Origin of the sequence: Microcystis sp. M_OC_Ca_00000000_C217Col, assembly GCF_007095585.1 — a bacterium.
Taxonomy (GTDB): domain Bacteria; phylum Cyanobacteriota; class Cyanobacteriia; order Cyanobacteriales; family Microcystaceae; genus Microcystis; species Microcystis panniformis.
On the sequence record NZ_SFBV01000003.1, the window covers coordinates 1 to 17,120 of the forward strand.

At 42.9% G+C, this 17,120-nt stretch carries 17 protein-coding genes; 10 read left to right on the forward strand and 7 right to left on the reverse strand.

All coding sequences use genetic code 11. The features are described 5' to 3' along the window. The first annotated feature begins 349 nt into the window (after positions 1-349). Entirely contained in the window at positions 350-1,786 is a 1,437-nt protein-coding gene (locus EWV66_RS00125; RefSeq protein ID WP_052276278.1) for an NADP-dependent isocitrate dehydrogenase, read from the forward strand. 69 nt (positions 1,787-1,855) lie between these two features. On the opposite strand, the gene EWV66_RS00130 is transcribed toward EWV66_RS00125, so the two are convergent. Continuing rightward, entirely contained in the window at positions 1,856-4,576 is a 2,721-nt protein-coding gene (locus EWV66_RS00130) for a valine--tRNA ligase (protein WP_052276277.1), read from the reverse strand. Between the two features lie 381 nt (positions 4,577-4,957). Here EWV66_RS00130 and EWV66_RS00135 point away from each other — a divergent pair, with 381 nt between their 5' ends. Then, the gene (locus EWV66_RS00135; RefSeq protein WP_052276276.1) at positions 4,958-5,545 is read left to right on the forward strand and encodes a Uma2 family endonuclease; all 588 of its coding nucleotides are present in this window, start codon (positions 4,958-4,960) and stop codon (positions 5,543-5,545) included. A gap of 46 nt (positions 5,546-5,591) precedes the next feature. Further along, the gene (locus tag EWV66_RS00140; RefSeq protein WP_052276275.1) at positions 5,592-6,176 is read left to right on the forward strand and encodes a Uma2 family endonuclease; all 585 of its coding nucleotides are present in this window, start codon (positions 5,592-5,594) and stop codon (positions 6,174-6,176) included. Between the two features lie 51 nt (positions 6,177-6,227). Here the strand turns inward: EWV66_RS00140 and purN are convergent, their stop codons facing one another. The 4 genes from purN to pap all read right to left on the reverse strand — a co-directional run bounded on the left by purN (position 6,228) and on the right by pap (position 9,293). Beyond that, a complete protein-coding gene (gene purN / locus EWV66_RS00145) occupies positions 6,228-6,866 on the reverse strand; it encodes a phosphoribosylglycinamide formyltransferase (RefSeq protein ID WP_052276274.1) in 639 nt (212 codons plus the stop codon). After that, positions 6,863-7,147, reverse strand: coding sequence for a hypothetical protein (locus EWV66_RS00150; protein WP_052276273.1), 285 nt, complete (start codon positions 7,145-7,147; stop codon positions 6,863-6,865). Before EWV66_RS00150 ends, purN begins: the two co-directional genes overlap by 4 nt. After that, entirely contained in the window at positions 7,144-7,695 is a 552-nt protein-coding gene (locus EWV66_RS00155) for a DUF6036 family nucleotidyltransferase (RefSeq protein ID WP_002758648.1), read from the reverse strand. Before EWV66_RS00155 ends, EWV66_RS00150 begins: the two co-directional genes overlap by 4 nt. Positions 7,696-7,799: 104 nt before the next feature. Further along, entirely contained in the window at positions 7,800-9,293 is a 1,494-nt protein-coding gene (pap, locus tag EWV66_RS00160) for a polyphosphate:AMP phosphotransferase (protein WP_052276272.1), read from the reverse strand. Positions 9,294-9,501: 208 nt separating this feature from the next. On the opposite strand from pap, the gene galE reads away from it, so the two are divergent. Further along, complete coding sequence (gene galE / locus EWV66_RS00165) at positions 9,502-10,500, forward strand: UDP-glucose 4-epimerase GalE (protein ID WP_052276271.1); 999 nt, start codon at positions 9,502-9,504, stop codon at positions 10,498-10,500. A gap of 273 nt (positions 10,501-10,773) precedes the next feature. Next, a complete protein-coding gene (locus EWV66_RS00170) occupies positions 10,774-11,199 on the forward strand; it encodes a hypothetical protein (protein ID WP_043999872.1) in 426 nt (141 codons plus the stop codon). Positions 11,200-11,387: 188 nt separating this feature from the next. Here the strand turns inward: EWV66_RS00170 and EWV66_RS00175 are convergent, their stop codons facing one another. After that, positions 11,388-11,642 carry an FkbM family methyltransferase gene (locus EWV66_RS00175; RefSeq protein ID WP_502705660.1) on the reverse strand — a complete coding sequence of 85 codons (255 nt, stop codon included), beginning with the start codon at positions 11,640-11,642 and terminating at the stop codon, positions 11,388-11,390. A 248-nt stretch (positions 11,643-11,890) separates the two neighbouring features. Beyond that, the gene (locus tag EWV66_RS00180; RefSeq protein ID WP_287107556.1) at positions 11,891-12,499 is read right to left on the reverse strand and encodes a class I SAM-dependent methyltransferase; all 609 of its coding nucleotides are present in this window, start codon (positions 12,497-12,499) and stop codon (positions 11,891-11,893) included. A 162-nt stretch (positions 12,500-12,661) separates the two neighbouring features. Here EWV66_RS00180 and EWV66_RS00185 point away from each other — a divergent pair, with 162 nt between their 5' ends. The 5 genes from EWV66_RS00185 to EWV66_RS00205 all read left to right on the forward strand — a co-directional run bounded on the left by EWV66_RS00185 (position 12,662) and on the right by EWV66_RS00205 (position 17,006). Then, positions 12,662-14,122, forward strand: coding sequence for an MBOAT family O-acyltransferase (locus EWV66_RS00185; protein WP_185237968.1), 1,461 nt, complete (start codon positions 12,662-12,664; stop codon positions 14,120-14,122). Then, positions 14,122-15,081, forward strand: coding sequence for a hypothetical protein (locus tag EWV66_RS00190; protein ID WP_287107557.1), 960 nt, complete (start codon positions 14,122-14,124; stop codon positions 15,079-15,081). The genes EWV66_RS00185 and EWV66_RS00190 overlap by 1 nt, the downstream gene beginning before the upstream one ends. After that, positions 15,078-16,340, forward strand: coding sequence for an NAD(P)/FAD-dependent oxidoreductase (locus EWV66_RS00195; RefSeq protein ID WP_287107558.1), 1,263 nt, complete (start codon positions 15,078-15,080; stop codon positions 16,338-16,340). The genes EWV66_RS00190 and EWV66_RS00195 overlap by 4 nt, the downstream gene beginning before the upstream one ends. A 76-nt stretch (positions 16,341-16,416) precedes the next feature. After that, positions 16,417-16,662 (forward strand): hypothetical protein, encoded by a 246-nt coding sequence (locus tag EWV66_RS00200; RefSeq protein WP_002739747.1) that lies wholly within the window; start codon positions 16,417-16,419, stop codon positions 16,660-16,662. 86 nt (positions 16,663-16,748) lie between these two features. Next, positions 16,749-17,006, forward strand: a complete 258-nt coding sequence (locus EWV66_RS00205) for a type II toxin-antitoxin system PemK/MazF family toxin (RefSeq protein ID WP_284526059.1) — start codon at positions 16,749-16,751, stop codon at positions 17,004-17,006. Positions 17,007-17,120: the final 114 nt, after the last annotated feature.

Here is a 17,120-nt window from a genome sequence, read left to right on the forward strand (position 1 = left end):
TAACCCGCACCTGTATGGTTATAAAGTTATCAAGGTACTACATTTACCAAGCGGCTAATCCTCTAAACGTCTTACTGTCTAGTTTCTAGCCAACGAATCGCACCACACCCCACACCCTGACCCCAGGAAAAGCTTTTTCAGTAAACCCTAAGTATCTACACATTTGACCGTCGGGCGGGCGGCTCTAGGCTTAACCCTACTCTCTGTCTCGGTTTCAGGCTTTTCCTCTAGGTTGTTTTGACGGAGATGCCAGCAAAGGAATCTTTAAGAAATTACCCAAAATCCCTGAGTATAGATATTGACGGCGCTAGACTCCCAACGTATAGATAAATACTGTTTCTGGAAGCCCATGACTGTGAGCTACGAAAAAATCACCCCACCGACAACAGGCTCGACAATTACTTTTTCTGACGGAAAACCTCTAGTTCCCGACGATCCCATCATTCCCTTCATTCGTGGTGACGGTACGGGGGTCGATATCTGGCCCGCAACCGCAAAAGTTATCGATGCAGCGATCGCCACAGCCTACGCTGGTCAAAGGAAAATCCATTGGTTTAAAGTCTATGCTGGCGATGAAGCTTGTGAAATCTACGGGACTTATCAATATCTACCCCAAGATACCTTGACAGCGATCAAAGAATATGGTATAGCCATCAAGGGTCCCTTGACCACTCCCATCGGTGGCGGCATTCGTTCCCTGAATGTGGCTTTGCGGCAGATTTTTGACCTTTATGCCTGTGTTCGTCCCTGTCGTTACTATGCGGGAACCCCTTCCCCCCATAAAACCCCGGAAAAACTCGATGTCATCGTCTATCGGGAAAATACCGAGGATATCTATCTCGGCATCGAATGGAAACAAGGCACGGAAATCGCCGATAAACTGATTAATTATCTCAACACCGAACTAATTCCCGCCACTCCCGAACACGGTAACAAACAAATTCCCCTCGATGCGGGTATCGGGATCAAACCTATTAGTAAGACGGGTTCCCAAAGATTAGTCCGCCGGGCGATCGAACGAGCGCTGACTTTACCGAAACCGAAAAATCAGGTTACTCTCGTCCACAAGGGTAACATTATGAAATATACGGAAGGGGCCTTCCGGGATTGGGGTTACGAATTAGCTAAAAGTGAATTCCGGGATGTGTGCGTCACCGAGATGGAATCATGGATCCTGAGTAATAAGGAGAAAAACCCCGATCTGACCATCGAAGATAACGCCCGCATGGTGGAACCGGGTTATGATGCTCTCACGGACGAGAAAAAAGCAAAAATCTGCCAAGAAGTGACCAGTGTTCTCGATGCTATCTGGGAAACCCACGGCAATGGCCAATGGAAAGATAAAATTATGGTTAACGATCGCATTGCCGATAGTATCTTCCAACAGATCCAAACCCGTCCCGATGAATACTCGATCCTCGCTACCATGAACCTAAATGGTGATTATCTCTCCGATGCGGCAGCGGCGATCGTCGGTGGTTTAGGGATGGGACCCGGGGCGAATATTGGCGATACTTGCGCTATTTTTGAGGCAACCCACGGCACAGCCCCTAAACACGCCGGTTTAGACCGAATTAACCCCGGTTCGGTGATTCTTTCTGGGGTGATGATGTTGGAATACATGGGATGGCAAGAAGCGGCCGATTTGATTAAAAAAGGCATCGCAGCGGCGATCGCTAATCGACAAGTTACCTACGATTTAGCGCGTCTGATGGAACCTCCCGTTAATCCTCCCCTGAAATGTTCCGAATTTGCCGATGCAATCATCTCCCATTTTGGGGATTAATTTTCCGGTTAGGGTAGCCTGAAAACTGCCCTATTTTTCGGAAAATCCCCAAAATAACCACTGCCTCCGTTAATGCAGGCGTTTTAATCGTTCTTGGAGAATTTGGGCTTGTTTTTCGGACTCTGCTAAAGCTTGCTTCGTTTTTTGGATTAAAGCTTCTGGAGCTTTTTCGACAAAGCTAGGTTTATTCAAGCGATCGCTCAAACTCTTGATTTCTCCTTCTACTTTACCTAAATTCTTCTCTAATTTCCCAGCCAATATCGATATATCAACCAATCCAGACAGGGGGATGAGGATTTCTACCGTAGCGACAACATCGGCAATCGCTTGATTAACTTCCTCGGTTAATTTTGCCGTCAAAATTAAGTTTTCGATCTTGGCCAAGTCTTTTAAGTACACTTGTCCGCGTTGCAGAATAGCTAATTCTTGACTGTTTTCTGTCTGTAAAATTGCCGTGATCGTTGCCCCCGGTTTAATCCCCGCTTCGGCCCGCAAATTACGCAACACCCGAATACTTTCAATTAATAACTCAAAAGTATTTTCTAAGTCTAGATCGATCAGAGAACTATCAGCTATTGGATAGGTTTCTAAAGCCAAAACCTGCTGATTTTCTTGGGTTAAATGATGCCAAATTTCTTCGGTAATATGGGGCATAAAGGGATGTAATAGTTTTAATGTTCCTGCCAAGATAAAAGCCAAAGTTTGCCGGGCCGTGGCACAGGAAACCGATTCTTTATCCTTCCATAAACGAGTTTTCACTAACTCGATATACCAATCACAGAAATCGCGCCAGATAAATTCGTATAGACCTTTTGCCGCTTCCCCCATGCCATAATTTTCTAGATAATCTCTAGTTTTTTGCACTGTTTGATGATAACGAGATAAAATCCAGCAATCGGCTAATTCTAAATTTTCTAAAACTGGTTCTCCCAATTCTTCTGGGGTTTTTCCCTCCAGATTCATCATCACAAAACGGGAAGCATTCCAAATTTTATTGGCAAAATTTCGGGCCGCTTCTACGGATTCCGATTCATCGGTTTTACGGTTATATTGCAGACTGATATCCTGTCCTGCTCCTGCCACTTCTCGAATTAAGGTATATCGTAAAGCATCGGTTCCATATTTATCAATTAAAATTAGGGGATCGATGCCGTTATTGGCAGATTTAGACATCTTTTTGCCGTTTTCATCCCTAACTAAACCGTGAATATAGACATCTTTAAAGGGCATTTGTCCCGTAAAATAGCCCGCCATCATCGTCATTCTGGCCACCCAGAAAAAGATAATATCAAAACCGGTGACGAGGGTTGTGGTGGGATAATAGGTGTCTAGATCAAGGGTTTTTTCTGGCCATCCCATAGTCGAAAATGGCCACAATCCCGAGGAAAACCAAGTATCTAAAACATCGGGGTCTTGTTGAATAATTATATCCTCTCCATACTCCTGTTTGGCCTTGGCTAAAGCGGAGGTTTCATCCCAGGCAACAACGAAGGGAGTATGGTTAGTAATTTCGTTATTAGTTTCACTGATAACATACCAAGCGGGAATTTGATGACCCCACCACAGTTGTCGAGAAATACACCAATCTTTTAGTTTAACTAACCAATCGCGATAAACTTTTGTCCATCTTTCTGGCACAAAACGGGGCGAGTTTTCCTGATCTAAACAGGCTAAAGCTTTTGTGGCTAAAGGTTCAATTTTAACGAACCATTGGGTAGATAAAAGGGGTTCCACGGGAACTTTACCTCGATCACTATAGGGGACGCTATGGCGATAGGCTTCAATCTTAACTAAAAAACCGTCTTCATCGAGTTTTTTAACGACATTTTTGCGGGCAACAAAACGATCTTGACCTGCGAATATTCCGGCATTTTCGTTTAAACTGCCGTCTAAATTCATGATATTAATAAAGGCTAAATTATGGCGTTTACCCATCTCAAAATCCTTAGGATCGTGGGCCGGCGTAACTTTGACGCAACCGGTTCCAAATTCGGGATCCACTAATTCATCGGCAATAATGGGGATTTCTCGCCCCATTATCGGTAAAGTGACGGTTTTGCCGATTAAATGGCGATAACGGGGGTCTTGCGGGTTGACAGCTACACCAGTATCACCGAGCATGGTTTCGGGCCTTGTGGTGGCTACTTGAAGATAACCGCTACCATCGCTAAGAGGATAGCGAAAATACCAGAGATTTCCCTCAATATCCTTGTTTTCCACCTCTAAATCGGAAACGGCCGACCGGGATTCGGGACACCAGTTAACTAAGTATTGACCGCGATAGATTAATCCGTCCTCATAGAGTTTGATAAAAGCAGTACGGACAGCATGGGAAAGTCCCTCGTCCATGGTGAAACGTTCCCGCGTCCAATCCACGGATACCCCCAAGCGTCGCAGTTGATTAACAATGGTACTACCGGACTCTTCTTTCCATTGCCAAGCGCGTTCGAGGAATTTTTCCCTTCCTAGTTGATAACGGTCGGTTTTTTCGGCTTTTAATTGGCGATCGAGTATAGCTTGTACTGCAATACTAGCGTGATCTGTCCCGGGCAGCCAGAGGGTATTTTTGCCGGTCATGCGCTTGTAGCGAACAAGTGTATCAATTAAGGAACTCTCGAAAGCGTGACCCATGTGGAGACTACCGGTAACATTGGGAGGGGGGATGACTATACAGTAGGTTTCGCCGCCTTTTTCGGGGTTTGCTGTAAATATTTCTTGATTTTCCCAATATTGCTGCCATTTGGTTTCTGTGATCTTGGGATCGTATTGCTTCGATAGTTCCGAGGTCATGATGGGGAGATTCTACAATTCTTAGTTCTTTGTCAATTGTCCCACATTTGGGAGAGATCAAATTCTGGTTTAGTTGCTGGCTAAAAATTTTCAAGAGTCTTATTAAGATAGCTGTTATCTTTTGCTGGGGTAAATATAGCTAATTTCTGGTAACTTTTTTGTATCTCACCAGTATAATAATTGCTATAATCAATTGAGAGAGCTAATCAATAAGTGGGTAGGTATTAAAAACTTTCAGATGCCCCCCTATTAAGGGTAGGGTTGATTCATGAATCAACCCTACTTAATAAGGGGGAGATCGGCACCCCCCTTATTAAGGGGGACAGAGGGGATCGAACCTAAAATCCATTTTTAATTTAATTATAACCAGCTACTTAAATTATGACCATAGCCACAGATAAAAGTACCTATAGCTTTGCCGAATATTTACAACTAGAGGAAACGGCAGCCTATAAACATGAGTATCAAGACGGGGAAATCGTACCGATGACAGGAGGCACTACCGATCATAATAAAATTGCTCTCAATTTTGCCGCTTATTTAAAATTTGCCCTCAAAGGACAGAAATATAATATTTTTATCGGTGATGTGAAATTATGGATAGCGCAATATCGTCAAGCAACCTATCCCGATGTGATGCTAATTGAGGGTGAACCGATTTATTATGAAACTGGCAAGACAACTGTTACCAATCCCAGATTAATAGTAGAAGTCCTCTCAAAATCAACTCAAAATTATGACCAGGGCGACAAATTTCTCTATTATCGTTCGCTGCCGGAATTTCAAGAATATATTCTGATCAGTCAAAGTCGTCCCTATGTCATGCAGTATAACAAAACTGAGGAAAATAAATGGTTATTAACGGAATACGAGGGCGAAAATACCAGTTTATCTTTAACTTCTGTCAATTTCGATCTCAGTTTTCAGGAAATTTACGAAGGAGTTACTTTTAATATAATCAATGATTAAACCAGTTGTTTTAATCAGCTTAAGTTAACCAAAGAATCAATCAATTATGACCATAGCCACAGATAAAAGTACCTATAGCTTTGCCGAATATTTAGAACTAGAGGAAACGGCAGCCTATAAAAATGAGTATCAAGACGGGGAAATCGTACCGATGACAGGAGGCACTACCGATCATAATAAAATTGCAGGTAATTTTTACTTTTATTTACGCCTAAAGTTACCCCAGTCTCACTATAAAATATTTATCGGTGACGTTAAAGTATGGATAGCGCAATATCGTCAAGCAACCTATCCCGATGTGATGTTAATTGAGGGTGAACCGATTTATTATGAAACTGGTAGGACAACTGTTACCAATCCCAGATTAATAGTAGAAGTCCTCTCAAAATCGACTCAAAATTATGACCAGGGTGATAAATTTCTTTATTATCGTTCGCTGCCGGAATTGCAAGAATATATTCTCATTAGTCAAAGTCGTCCCTATATCATGCAGTATAACAAAACTGAAGAAAATAAATGGTTATTAACGGAATACGAGGGCGAAAATGCCAGTTTATCTTTAACTTCTGTCAATTTCGATCTCAGTTTTCAGGAAATTTACGAAGGAGTGATATTTAACGATTTGCTTTGAATTTTCGTTTTTTTGCCGGTATTCTCGCCAAGGAAGTCCAGAAATCTGTCTCTATAGGCTCAATTTCGCCGCTAAAGCGATCGCTACTGGGAAAATGCGATGTTCTTGCACTTGAATGCGTTCGTGGAGACTGGCCGCGGTATCATCGGGGAGAATGGGAACCACTGCTTGCATTAAAATTGGTCCACTATCTACCTCCGCGCGAGCGATATGCACAGTACATCCGGTCACTTTTACCCCTGCGGCTAAAGCTTGTTCCACGGCACGCACACCTTTAAAACTGGGTAGTAAACTAGGATGGATATTGATCACGCGATCGGGAAAAGCATCTAGTAAAACCGGGGTGACAATTCGCATCCAGCCCGCCATAATTACCCATTTTACGCCGTATTCTTGGAAAGTTTCGACTATTGCCCGATCGAGTTCTTCTCTGGGTTTAAATTGACGATGATCGAGGAAAACCGCGGGGATATTGTAGTGAGCGGCTTTTTCTTTTACCTTGGCATCGGGATTATTGTAGATGAGGACAGAAATCCGGGCATTTAGCTGTTTTTTGGCGATCGCTGCTGCTAAAACAGCAAAATTGGAACCACTACCAGAAGCCATCACTCCTAAAGAGAGGGTTTCCTCTAGGGGAATATCGGCCAAACTGAGATCGGGAGAAATTAAACTGGGGGAAATTGTCATCATATTTTATAACCGAGTTCGAGTGCATTGCAAAAGCTGTTGAGGCGATTCAGCAAAGCATTATAGTAAGAATAAGCATCATCCCGTTCCTCTTGGAGATAGGCATACAAGGTTAGCTCTGGCTCTGCAGCTAGGTGATTTTTGGGGATATCGAAACCGACTTCCGTTAGGCGCGTCGATGCGATCGCAACTAGCAACGCCCCAATGGTATTGGACTCACCATTGTGAAGATCCCTCAGTCCGGGTAAGATGATCTCGGCCCCTGGCAACTCATTGAGATTCATGATTGTTTCTCCTCTGGTGGACATTGAAAACGTTCAATAAAGTTCTCGACTCTGCTTCTCAGCACATCAGGGTTAAGGGAGGGGAATCGGATTAGTTCCGGTGCAATCGCTTCAAAGCATTCCCCTAGCTCATTCAAAGAGAATAATTTGTGTTCGTACATAGCTTCAATATCTTTCAAGTCACGGTCAAACCCTCTCGATAGTTTAGAAAGAGCTTGGGCTGTAAAATCATAGTGATAGAAAGAGATTTGACCTCGTTTGCCAATGAATACGCTTCGATCGCGCCATCCCGGAATAGGGGGCAGAAAATCCTGCGGAGATGCCAGTTCAATGTTGATGTTCAATTCTTTTTTTAGCTTGGCGATCGCTTGAAAAATGCCCGGCGGTTCTGGATCTAGACGGATATCCACATCGACTGTGGAATTCCGCCATCCCACCAGTAAGGCACTCGCTCCACCTGTAAAGTAGATAGTGCCTGAACCCTGAGCTTCTTTACCTAAGATTTGCATTAGGCGTTCTAACTTCTGAGCGTCAACGTTTGCACGCATTTTTTGGCCGTGATTATCTGCCTCAAGTTACCAGTTTAGTTTAGTGCCTACTCAAAGGTAAATTGTACAACTGAATCGAAAAAATCCCCATACCCCTATCTCCCCTATCCCCGTTGTTTCAAACCGGTTTCAATAGCGGCAATTACTGTTTCTATGACTTTAACGCGGGCGAAATACTTATCATTTGCCGCTACAATCGTCCAGGGGGCGACGGGGGTGCTAGTGCGGGCTACCATGTGATTAACTGCCACATGGTAGAGGGGCTGTTTTTCCCGATTGCGCCAATCTTCATCGGTGAGTTTATGTTGACGATAGGGGTTATTTTGGCGCTCGTTGAAGCGATTTAACTGTTCTTCGGGGCTAATATGTAACCAGAATTTGACTAAAACACAGCCTGAATGGGTTAATTGGGCCTCAAATTCGTTAATTTCTTGATATGCCCGTCGCCAATCCATATCTTTAGCGAATCCTTCCACTCTCTCCACCAAAACCCGTCCATACCAACTGCGATCGAATATACCGATAGTTTTGGCTGCGGGCAATTTCCGCCAGAAGCGCCAGAGGTAATGATAGCGATGTTCTTCCTCCGTCGGGGCAGCAAAGGCAATCACTTGATAACTGCGAGGATCGAGGGTATCGGTTAAGCGTTTGATCGCCCCTCCCTTACCGGCGGCATCCCACCCTTCAAAGAGGACTAAAACGGGGATATTTGCCTGAAAAATCTCTAATTGCAGTTTTCTTAATTCTACCTGTGCCTGACGCAAACGGATTTTATAGTCTTCTTTTTCCAATTTGGCACTTAAGTCCACTCTCCCCAGATAATCGGGTTCCGTGGGCAGTAATTGGGCTTGAGGTGGTAGATTGACAGGGGGTTCGATCGGTAATTGCCGCTGATCCAAAGCTTGAGCGATCGTACCGACTAATTGGGAGAGAACTTTTACCCGGGCCCAACGTTGACAGTTGCCCTCCACCAATGTCCAAGGGGCGGCCCCCGTGCTAGTGTAGGTAATCATTTCCTCGGCTAAACTGGCATACTCATCATAACGTTTGGCCTGTTGCCAATCTTCCGGACGCACGCGCCAAGATTCTAGTTCATTTTCGGCGTATTCTCTGATGCGTGACTTTAATTCCTTTTGACTGAGGTGAATCCAGAATTTAGCGATTGCGACCCGATCATCAGATAATTGTCGCTCAAAGGTGTTGATATCGCGCATGACTAGGGGAATCTGGGAGGAGGGCAATTTATTTAAGAGTCGATCCTCTAGTAGATGGGTGTACCAACTGTGATAAAAAATGCCGATACTGCCTTTTGCTGGCAGTTTTTGCCAAAATCGCCATAAAAACGGGTAACTTTCCTCTTGGAGGGAAGGGGTTAAAATTGGATGGACGGTAAAACCGCGAGGATCCATATAGTTAACCATTTTTTTGACTAAAGTTCCCTTGCCTGCCGCCGCCCAACCTTCCAAAACCACCACCACGGGTAATTTACATTCCCAACAGGACTTCTGTAGCGATCGCAGTTGTTGCATTAAATCTTTAATTTGTGATTGATAAGTTTCTTTGTCAAGGGAAAGAGATAGATCGAGGGGACTTAACATGATGGTCAAATAAGTAGGTAGGTGTTAAAAATTGTCAGACACCCCCCTTATCAAGGGGGGCAGGGGGGATCGGCACTACCCTTATCAAGGGGGGATTAAGGGGGTATCCAAGACAATATCTATCTTCAATTTAATTATAACGACTTACTTAAAAGCAAAATTAGGGTATAAAGTTATAGACAAGTCAATCTCAAATAGGTATGATCGCGTGTCTCAAGTTAAACCTACCATTCTCGTCACTGGCGGTGCGGGTTATATTGGTTCCCATGCAGTTCTAGCGCTCAAAAATGCCGGTTATTCCGTCATCGTACTCGATAACTTATCCTACGGTCACGCCGAAATTATTAAGGATGTGTTAAAAGTTGAGTTAATTGTCGGTGATACTAGGGATCGATCGCTGCTGGATAATTTATTTGCTAGTCGTGATATTGCCGCCGTCATGCACTTTGCCGCTTTTATTGCCGTGGGGGAATCGGTACAAGAACCGGCTATTTACTATCAAAATAATGTTAGTGGTAGTCTGACTCTTTTGCAAGCGATGATCGCCGCCGATGTGAAGAAATTTGTTTTTTCTTCCACCTGTGCTATTTATGGAATGCCCAAGGAAATTCCGATGACGGAAAATCACCCCCATCATCCCCTCAGTCCCTACGCTGCCAGTAAGGAAATGGTGGAACAAATTCTTAGGGATTTTGATGCGGCCTACGGTTTAAAATCGGTGGCTTTCCGTTATTTTAATGCTTCAGGAGCCGACCCCAGTGGTTTATTAGGGGAAGATCACCAACCAGAAACCCATTTAATTCCCCTGGCTTTATTAACTGCCCTGAAAAAACGGGATTCCCTGTCAATTTTCGGCACGGATTATGATACTCCCGATGGTACTGCTGTTCGGGATTATATCCATGTCAATGATTTAGCCCAAGCTCACGTTTTAGGCTTAGAATATCTCTTAAATGGGGGCGAAAGTAATGTGTTTAATTTGGGCAATGGTAACGGTTTTTCCGTGCGTGAAGTGATTGAAACGGCGCGAGCGGTAACTGGTTTAGATATTCCCGTCATCGAAAGTCCCAGAAGGGCAGGTGATGCCCCCATTTTAATCGGGAGTAGTGATAAAGCTAAACAGGTTCTCGGTTGGCATCCCCAATATGCCGATCTCAAGGTAATAGTTGAACACGCTTGGAATTGGCATCAAAAAAGACACGATTAACAGCGATCGAGTGCTAAACTTTAATCTTATAAGATTGAACAATTCTAAGTAAGTGGTTTCAATTAAATTGAAGATAGATTTTGTCTTTGATCCCCCCTGCCCCCCTTGATAAGGGGGGTGCCGATAGAACGTAGGTTGGGTTGAAGCATGAAACCCAACGCCCGATTACGTTACGCTACCCCTAACCCATCCTACAAATAATTGTGCCTCCCTACTTAGAGGCTGATAGTTTACCGCTATAAGCTTCCCTAGAATCATCTCAAATACAATGCTATGAATAACAAAATAATCTTAATATTTATAGGCTTGACTTTTTTGGCAAGTTGTGCTGATAGTAAACAGTTTCAATGTCAAAAAATCTATCGGATTGCCAACGAAGTCGCCCAAGAAACCAAATCCTTAACCAAGGGTCAAGGGACAGAAATTGACCAAAAAAGTTGGCTATTAGCCGCCGATAAAATCGAACAGGCCGCAGAAAATATGAAAAAATTAGCAGTGAAGGATCCTGAACTAGATAAATATAAAATCGCTTTCGCTCAAGTCTATGAAGATTATGCCACTGCCACTCGTGAAATAATTCAAGTTATCGAAACTCGCAATAAAAACGGGGCAAAATTAGCACAGGAAAAGGTAAGAAAAGCCGGCCAATTAGAAAAAGAAACTGGCGAAGCTTTTAATACCTATTGTCAAGCACAGTAAATCAGTTATCAGTTATCAGTTATCAGTTATCAGTTATCAGTTATCAGTTATCAGTTAGAAGGTGTTGGGGTTTTGGGGTATTAGTGGAAATTTCCCCATTTCCCCATTTCCCCATTTCCCCATTTCCCCATTTCCCCATTTCCCCATTTCCCCATTTCCCCATTTCCCTATCACCTCACTCCTATACTTTAGGGTTTAATTGCGTACAAAGTACCCACATTTTTACTGCGAGGCATCCGGGAGAAGATGATAAAACCGAATTCTTGCAGATGTTTGACTAAAGCATCGGGACCCTTTTTATGCCATTCCATCATGATAATTTTAATCTGTCCTAATTGACCGGTTGCCGCTAAAGAATCGAGGATTTCGTATTCGGAACCTTCACAATCAATCTTGGCAACTATATCGATGTCGGGATAATCAGAGGTAATACCTTTAAACACATCGGTGAAAGGTTTAAGAATTAAATCGGCTGTAGCTGTTTGTTTCGAGGCAAAAGGTTTTAATTGGTTGTCAATACCAGAAATACCAACACTACCTTTAACCTTGTAATCGTATTCGACTTGAATAATTTCATCCCGGCTCTTCTGGTTTCTGTGTGGAAACGAGGTCTATACTGATAGTTTCTTCGACAAAATAGTCCTAAAAGTGTTGCCCGATAAGCATTTCACGATTCCATAAGCAAAAATTATCACACAAAGTCGAGAAGAGCCTCATCCCGAGCGCCGACTCCATAATCAAAAGCTTTAATCTTCTCCGCTAGATTAGGATTGAGGGCAAAATTTCTTAAAGCTTGGTCGTAGGTAGCCTTAAAAGGTTCGTAACTATAGACAGCTTTCACATTAGCTCGATTGGCAAAAAAGAGACTAGCAAAACCCGTATTCATGCCAATATTGATCGCTACACAGGGCTTGTCATAGAGGAAATTATATACACCTAAAAGGAAAATTTCATGGGCGATATCTAAATCCTGTCCCGTCTCGATAATTAACTTAACTCCATCGATATCGATAATTAATTCCTGTTGCCCATCGATATAAAATTTACAATCAGCCAGAGCCTTTAAGGCGCCAGCTTTGTTACAAACTTTACTACCCAAGAGGAAATCCTGCTTATTTTTGCTTAAACTGATCCCTAAGGGTTTGTAAAAAAGTTGACCAGATTTAGCATCATATGCCACATAATTAGGATTAATATTATGCTCTGCCAACTGACTAGACCAATATTGATCGGCAATATGGGGATAAGTCTTAAATTGTCGATAGCGTTTATGAGCATCTAACAGTTTTTGATAAAGCATTGCTTGTCTAGCCTCGATTTTTTAGGATGGATGAAGGTAATTTTATGGACAAGTCTGACAAAGTTTGATAGGCTTGTCAAGAAAATCCCTCGTCTCTGAGCATCAGAAGTCAGGAAACCCATCTCAAACAAGGTAACACAGACCATCAGGAGTTAACACGCCTTGAATTACTCTGATTTTATATTTTGGTGGATATTAATCCTTTTTAGCGTTCCTTTCCTAACGGCGCGCTACCTGGCGAAGTCCTTCAATCTCTGGCGAGGTGTTTTTGATGGAGTCGGATTAGCGGCGCTGTCCCTAATCCTATTTTATTACGCCAGTCGCACCAGTTTCCTCGTTTTCGTCGTCTCCCTAGCCTTTAACTACATTATGGTCTGGCTAGTGCTGAAAATGAGCGGCTGGAAGGCGAATCTCCTGGCCACTATCGTTATCGTCATCGATATTCTCGTCCTCGCCTACTTCAAGTATTTCGGCTTTTTTGTCGAGGAAATCATCGGATTATTCGTTTCTCTCCCCCCTAACTGGAAGGAACTTTCCCCAATTCCCGTGCCTAGCCAAATACCGCCGGGGGTATCCTTCTATACCTTCCAGATGGTAGCTTTCGTGGTGGACTCCCTGCGGGAAAAGAAAAAGAAACCCCTAGCCGTCCTCGATTATGTCAATTTTATCTCCTTTTTCCCCCAAATTGTCGCAGGTCCGATCGAGCGTCGCCGGGATTTATTACCACAAATGGAGGGATTTCGCCTCAAATTTACAGGAGAAAACTTCGAGAAGGGTTTGCGTTGGCTTTCCCTCGGTTTATTTATGAAATTTGTCCTCGCCGATAACATTGCGCCCTACATCGAATTAGATAAGATGATCGATAATGCTTGGTATATCTGGTTTGAGGCCTTTTTATTCACCCTGAGAATCTATTTTGACTTCGGCGGTTATAGCTTTATTGCTGTTGGTTTAGCCTATTTTGTTGGCATTAGATTGGAATTAAACTTTTTAGCTCCCTACACATCCCAAAGTATTAACGAATTTTGGCGACGTTGGCATATTACCCTTAGCACTTGGTTTCGAGATTATGTGTTTTTACCCCTGATGGGTTCCAATAAAAATTGGGCGCCTTTTTATCTATTCATTACCTTTACTCTTTCAGGTTTTTGGCACGGGGCGGCTTGGAATTTCGTCTTTTGGGGCGCTTACCACGGGGCATTATTATTATTACTGCGTTATCTAGGCCGACCTTTCTATGCTTTCGTCGGAAAATACGTTTCTCAGCCGCAAATTGTCTCCTGGGCTTTAACGCAATTGGCTGTCATTTTTGGTTGTCTCTTTTTCATGGAGATTAACACCAGAAGATTAATCGGCAAAATGCTGGTTATTGCCAATCCTTTCAATTATTCCTTAGCTAATATCGGGGAGATTTTTAGTTCCTATACTCTCAATCAAGGAGCAGTTTTAAGCGTCGCTTTAGTTCTTGGTATCATTGTTTTAATCCTCGAACATCTGGCTATTGCCCAGAAAAAGTTTGAATATGAACTATTACTATCGCCTTGGCTGTCTAAAATATTGCTAGGTTTAACTATTCTCCTAGCTTCCACTAATACCGGTGACTTTATTTACTTTGAATTCTGATGAATACTAAATCCTTTAACATTTTCCCCTGGTTAGCCTCTCTGGGAGTCGCTTGGTCCCTCGGCTTTGTTTATAATGTCATCTACGGCGGCGAATTAAGCTGGTTGCGGATGATGTACGAAGAAAAATCGGCGATCGCAGCTAGGATCGAAGGACCGCGGCGTTTAATCGTCACGGCAGGATCGGGGGCGCATTATACCATAAATTCGGAATTAATGGCCAAAGAATTGGGAATGCCGGTGGTTAACTTCGGTTTACAGGGGGATATCGGGTTAAATGTCATTGCCGCTATGATTCTCGAAAAAGCGCGCCAAGGAGACGTAATTCTGCTGATTCCTGAATATCTCATGCTCATGGATGAGGACGGTTTTAATCGCGGCGAAGGACTTTGGGGATCCGCACCTTTTAGCGTCGCTATTGGCAAACCAGGGTTAGGTGGGATACCTTTAAAAACCATGATCGAGGATACTTGGTTATTAGGTATTCCGGGGATGCGTGCAGTCACTAAATCCACGGTTGATTTATTCACTAAAGGCAGAATGACGGGTTATTATTCCGAGCCGATTACCGACAGAGGAGATCCGACTATAGTTAAGGAAAGAACAGGGAAATGGTGGCAAATGACCTTTGATACTCCTGCTTCTCCTCACTCGATTAAATTGATTGAAAAACTCAAGAAAGATTTGGAAGCAAAAGGGGCGACTTTAGTGGTTTCTTTGCCCTGGGTTTATGCTAAAAATGATGGTAAGACTCTTGCTAATATTCGCAAATCTGCCGAAGAATTAAGTCGGGTTGTGCCAACAATTTACGACCCAACAGACTTGAATATTAAGACCGATTCTACCATTTTTGCTGATACTCACTATCATCTTTTACCCCCGGCGAGAATTATTCGTTCAGAACAATTAGTTTCGGAACTGAAACCCATCCTAAACACAACTGAGAATAAAAATCCATGAATAAACCAATAACTAAGATTTGCATTCTGGGGGGTGGTTTTGGAGGGTTATACACGGCGCTCGATCTGAGTCGATTAACAGCAGTAAAATCCGGTCAATGGCAAATAACTTTAGTCGAACCGAAAGACCATTTTCTCTTTACTCCCCTTCTCTATGAACTAATTACAGGAGAATTGCAACGCTGGGAAATTGCCCCTTCCTACCGTCAATTATTAACAGGAACTCAGGTTAATTTAAAAACTCAAAAAGCCCGTAATATTGACTTAAACAATCATCAAGTATATTTAGAAAATGAGGAAATTTTAGATTACGATTACCTCGTTTTAGCGGTGGGAGTGCGGAATCGTTGGCCGGCTATACCGGGGTTAGCCGATTATGGGCTAACTTTTCGGAGTTTAGAGGATGTAGAAAAATTACAAACGGCAATTCATGACTTAGAAACTCAAGGAAAATCCTCAATTGATTTAGCAATTATTGGCGGCGGTCCCAATGGGGTAGAATTAGCCTGTAAGGTAGCTGATCGCTTAGGAAAAAAGGGCAAAGTTCATCTAGTGGAAAAGAACGAGGAAATACTGCAAAACTTCCCTAAATCGGTGCGTGTTGCTTCCTATCGTTCCCTTTTAGCCAAGAATGTTAGTCTCTATTTAAACACAGGATTAAAGGAAGTTGCAGCTAATTCCATAACCGTATTTAAAGATAATACAAATGAAGTTATCCCCATTGATTTATTATTGTGGACAGCAGGAACCCAAGCACAGGATTGGATCAATAATTTAGATTGTCAGAAAACAGCACAAGGCAAATTATTAACCCGTTCCAGTTTACAATTAATCGACTATCCCGAAGTTTTTGCCCTTGGGGATCTAGCCGAAATTTATCCGAGTAAACAGGTAATTCCTGCCACAGCACAGGCAGCCTATCAAGCAGCCAGTGTAGTAGCCAAAAATATCTCGGCAGTGATCAGAAAAAAATCGCTCAAACCCTATTATTATCTCCATTTAGGTGATATGTTAACCCTGGGTAAACAATCAGCCCTTGTCTCCAGTTTTGGCATTAATATTACTGGTAGATTAGCCGATATAATGCGTCGATTTGTCTATATACTGCGTTTACCCAGCAAACGCCATCAATTGAAAGTGTTTCAACATTGGGCAAAAAAAATTCTTCTCCGACTCCGTTATTCACAGGTGTTATCTAATACTAAATCCGTTGAGTATAGGCTACATATTAGGAGAGGAAAAAGGCAAAAGGGAGAATAAATAATCAGTTCCAACCAGGTTGTTAGTCCTTACACAATTGGCTACAATAGCCCTACACAAGCTACGAGAGAAAAGTATGCCTGAATTAAAAATTAGCATTAGTGAGGCTGCTCACAAAACGCTGTTAGCACTCGTTGACTCCTCTGGGGATACGCTCCCAACAGTATTAGACAAAGCCATCGAAAATTATCGCAGATATGTTTTTCTAGTTCAAGCGAATGAAGCCTTCGCCGCCTTAAGGAAGAATGAGACTTTATGGCAAGAGGAAATTTCTGAAAGGCAGACATGGGAGCAAACTCTCGCTGATGGAGTAGAAGGGTAGTGGCAGAAATTACCAGAGGAGAAATATGACTAGCAGACCTCAATCCAGTAAGGGGGCATGAACAGGCTGGTAAGCGTCCATGTTTAGTGATTTCAGCAGACCTGTTTAATCAGGGTACATCTGGCTTAGTTGTTGTTTTGCCAGTAACTTCTAAAGACAAAGGAATCCCTTTTCACATAAAAGTGGAACCTCCAGAGGGAGGAGTGAAAATGCCAAGTTTTATCAAGTGCGAGGACGTAAGATCAATCTCAGTAGAACGACTTGAGAAGCGATGGGGAACTGTATCCTCAGAAACCCTGGCATTGGTTGAAGACAGACTGAGAATCTTAATGGGACTGTATTGACATCCTCGCCGCCGTAAAACGGACGGCGATTCCCAAACCTCACGATTTGGGTTTCTGCTTCTTTCCCGAAGGATTTTTCGCACCTGCCTTAACAGATTTACTCTGTTCTGGTCT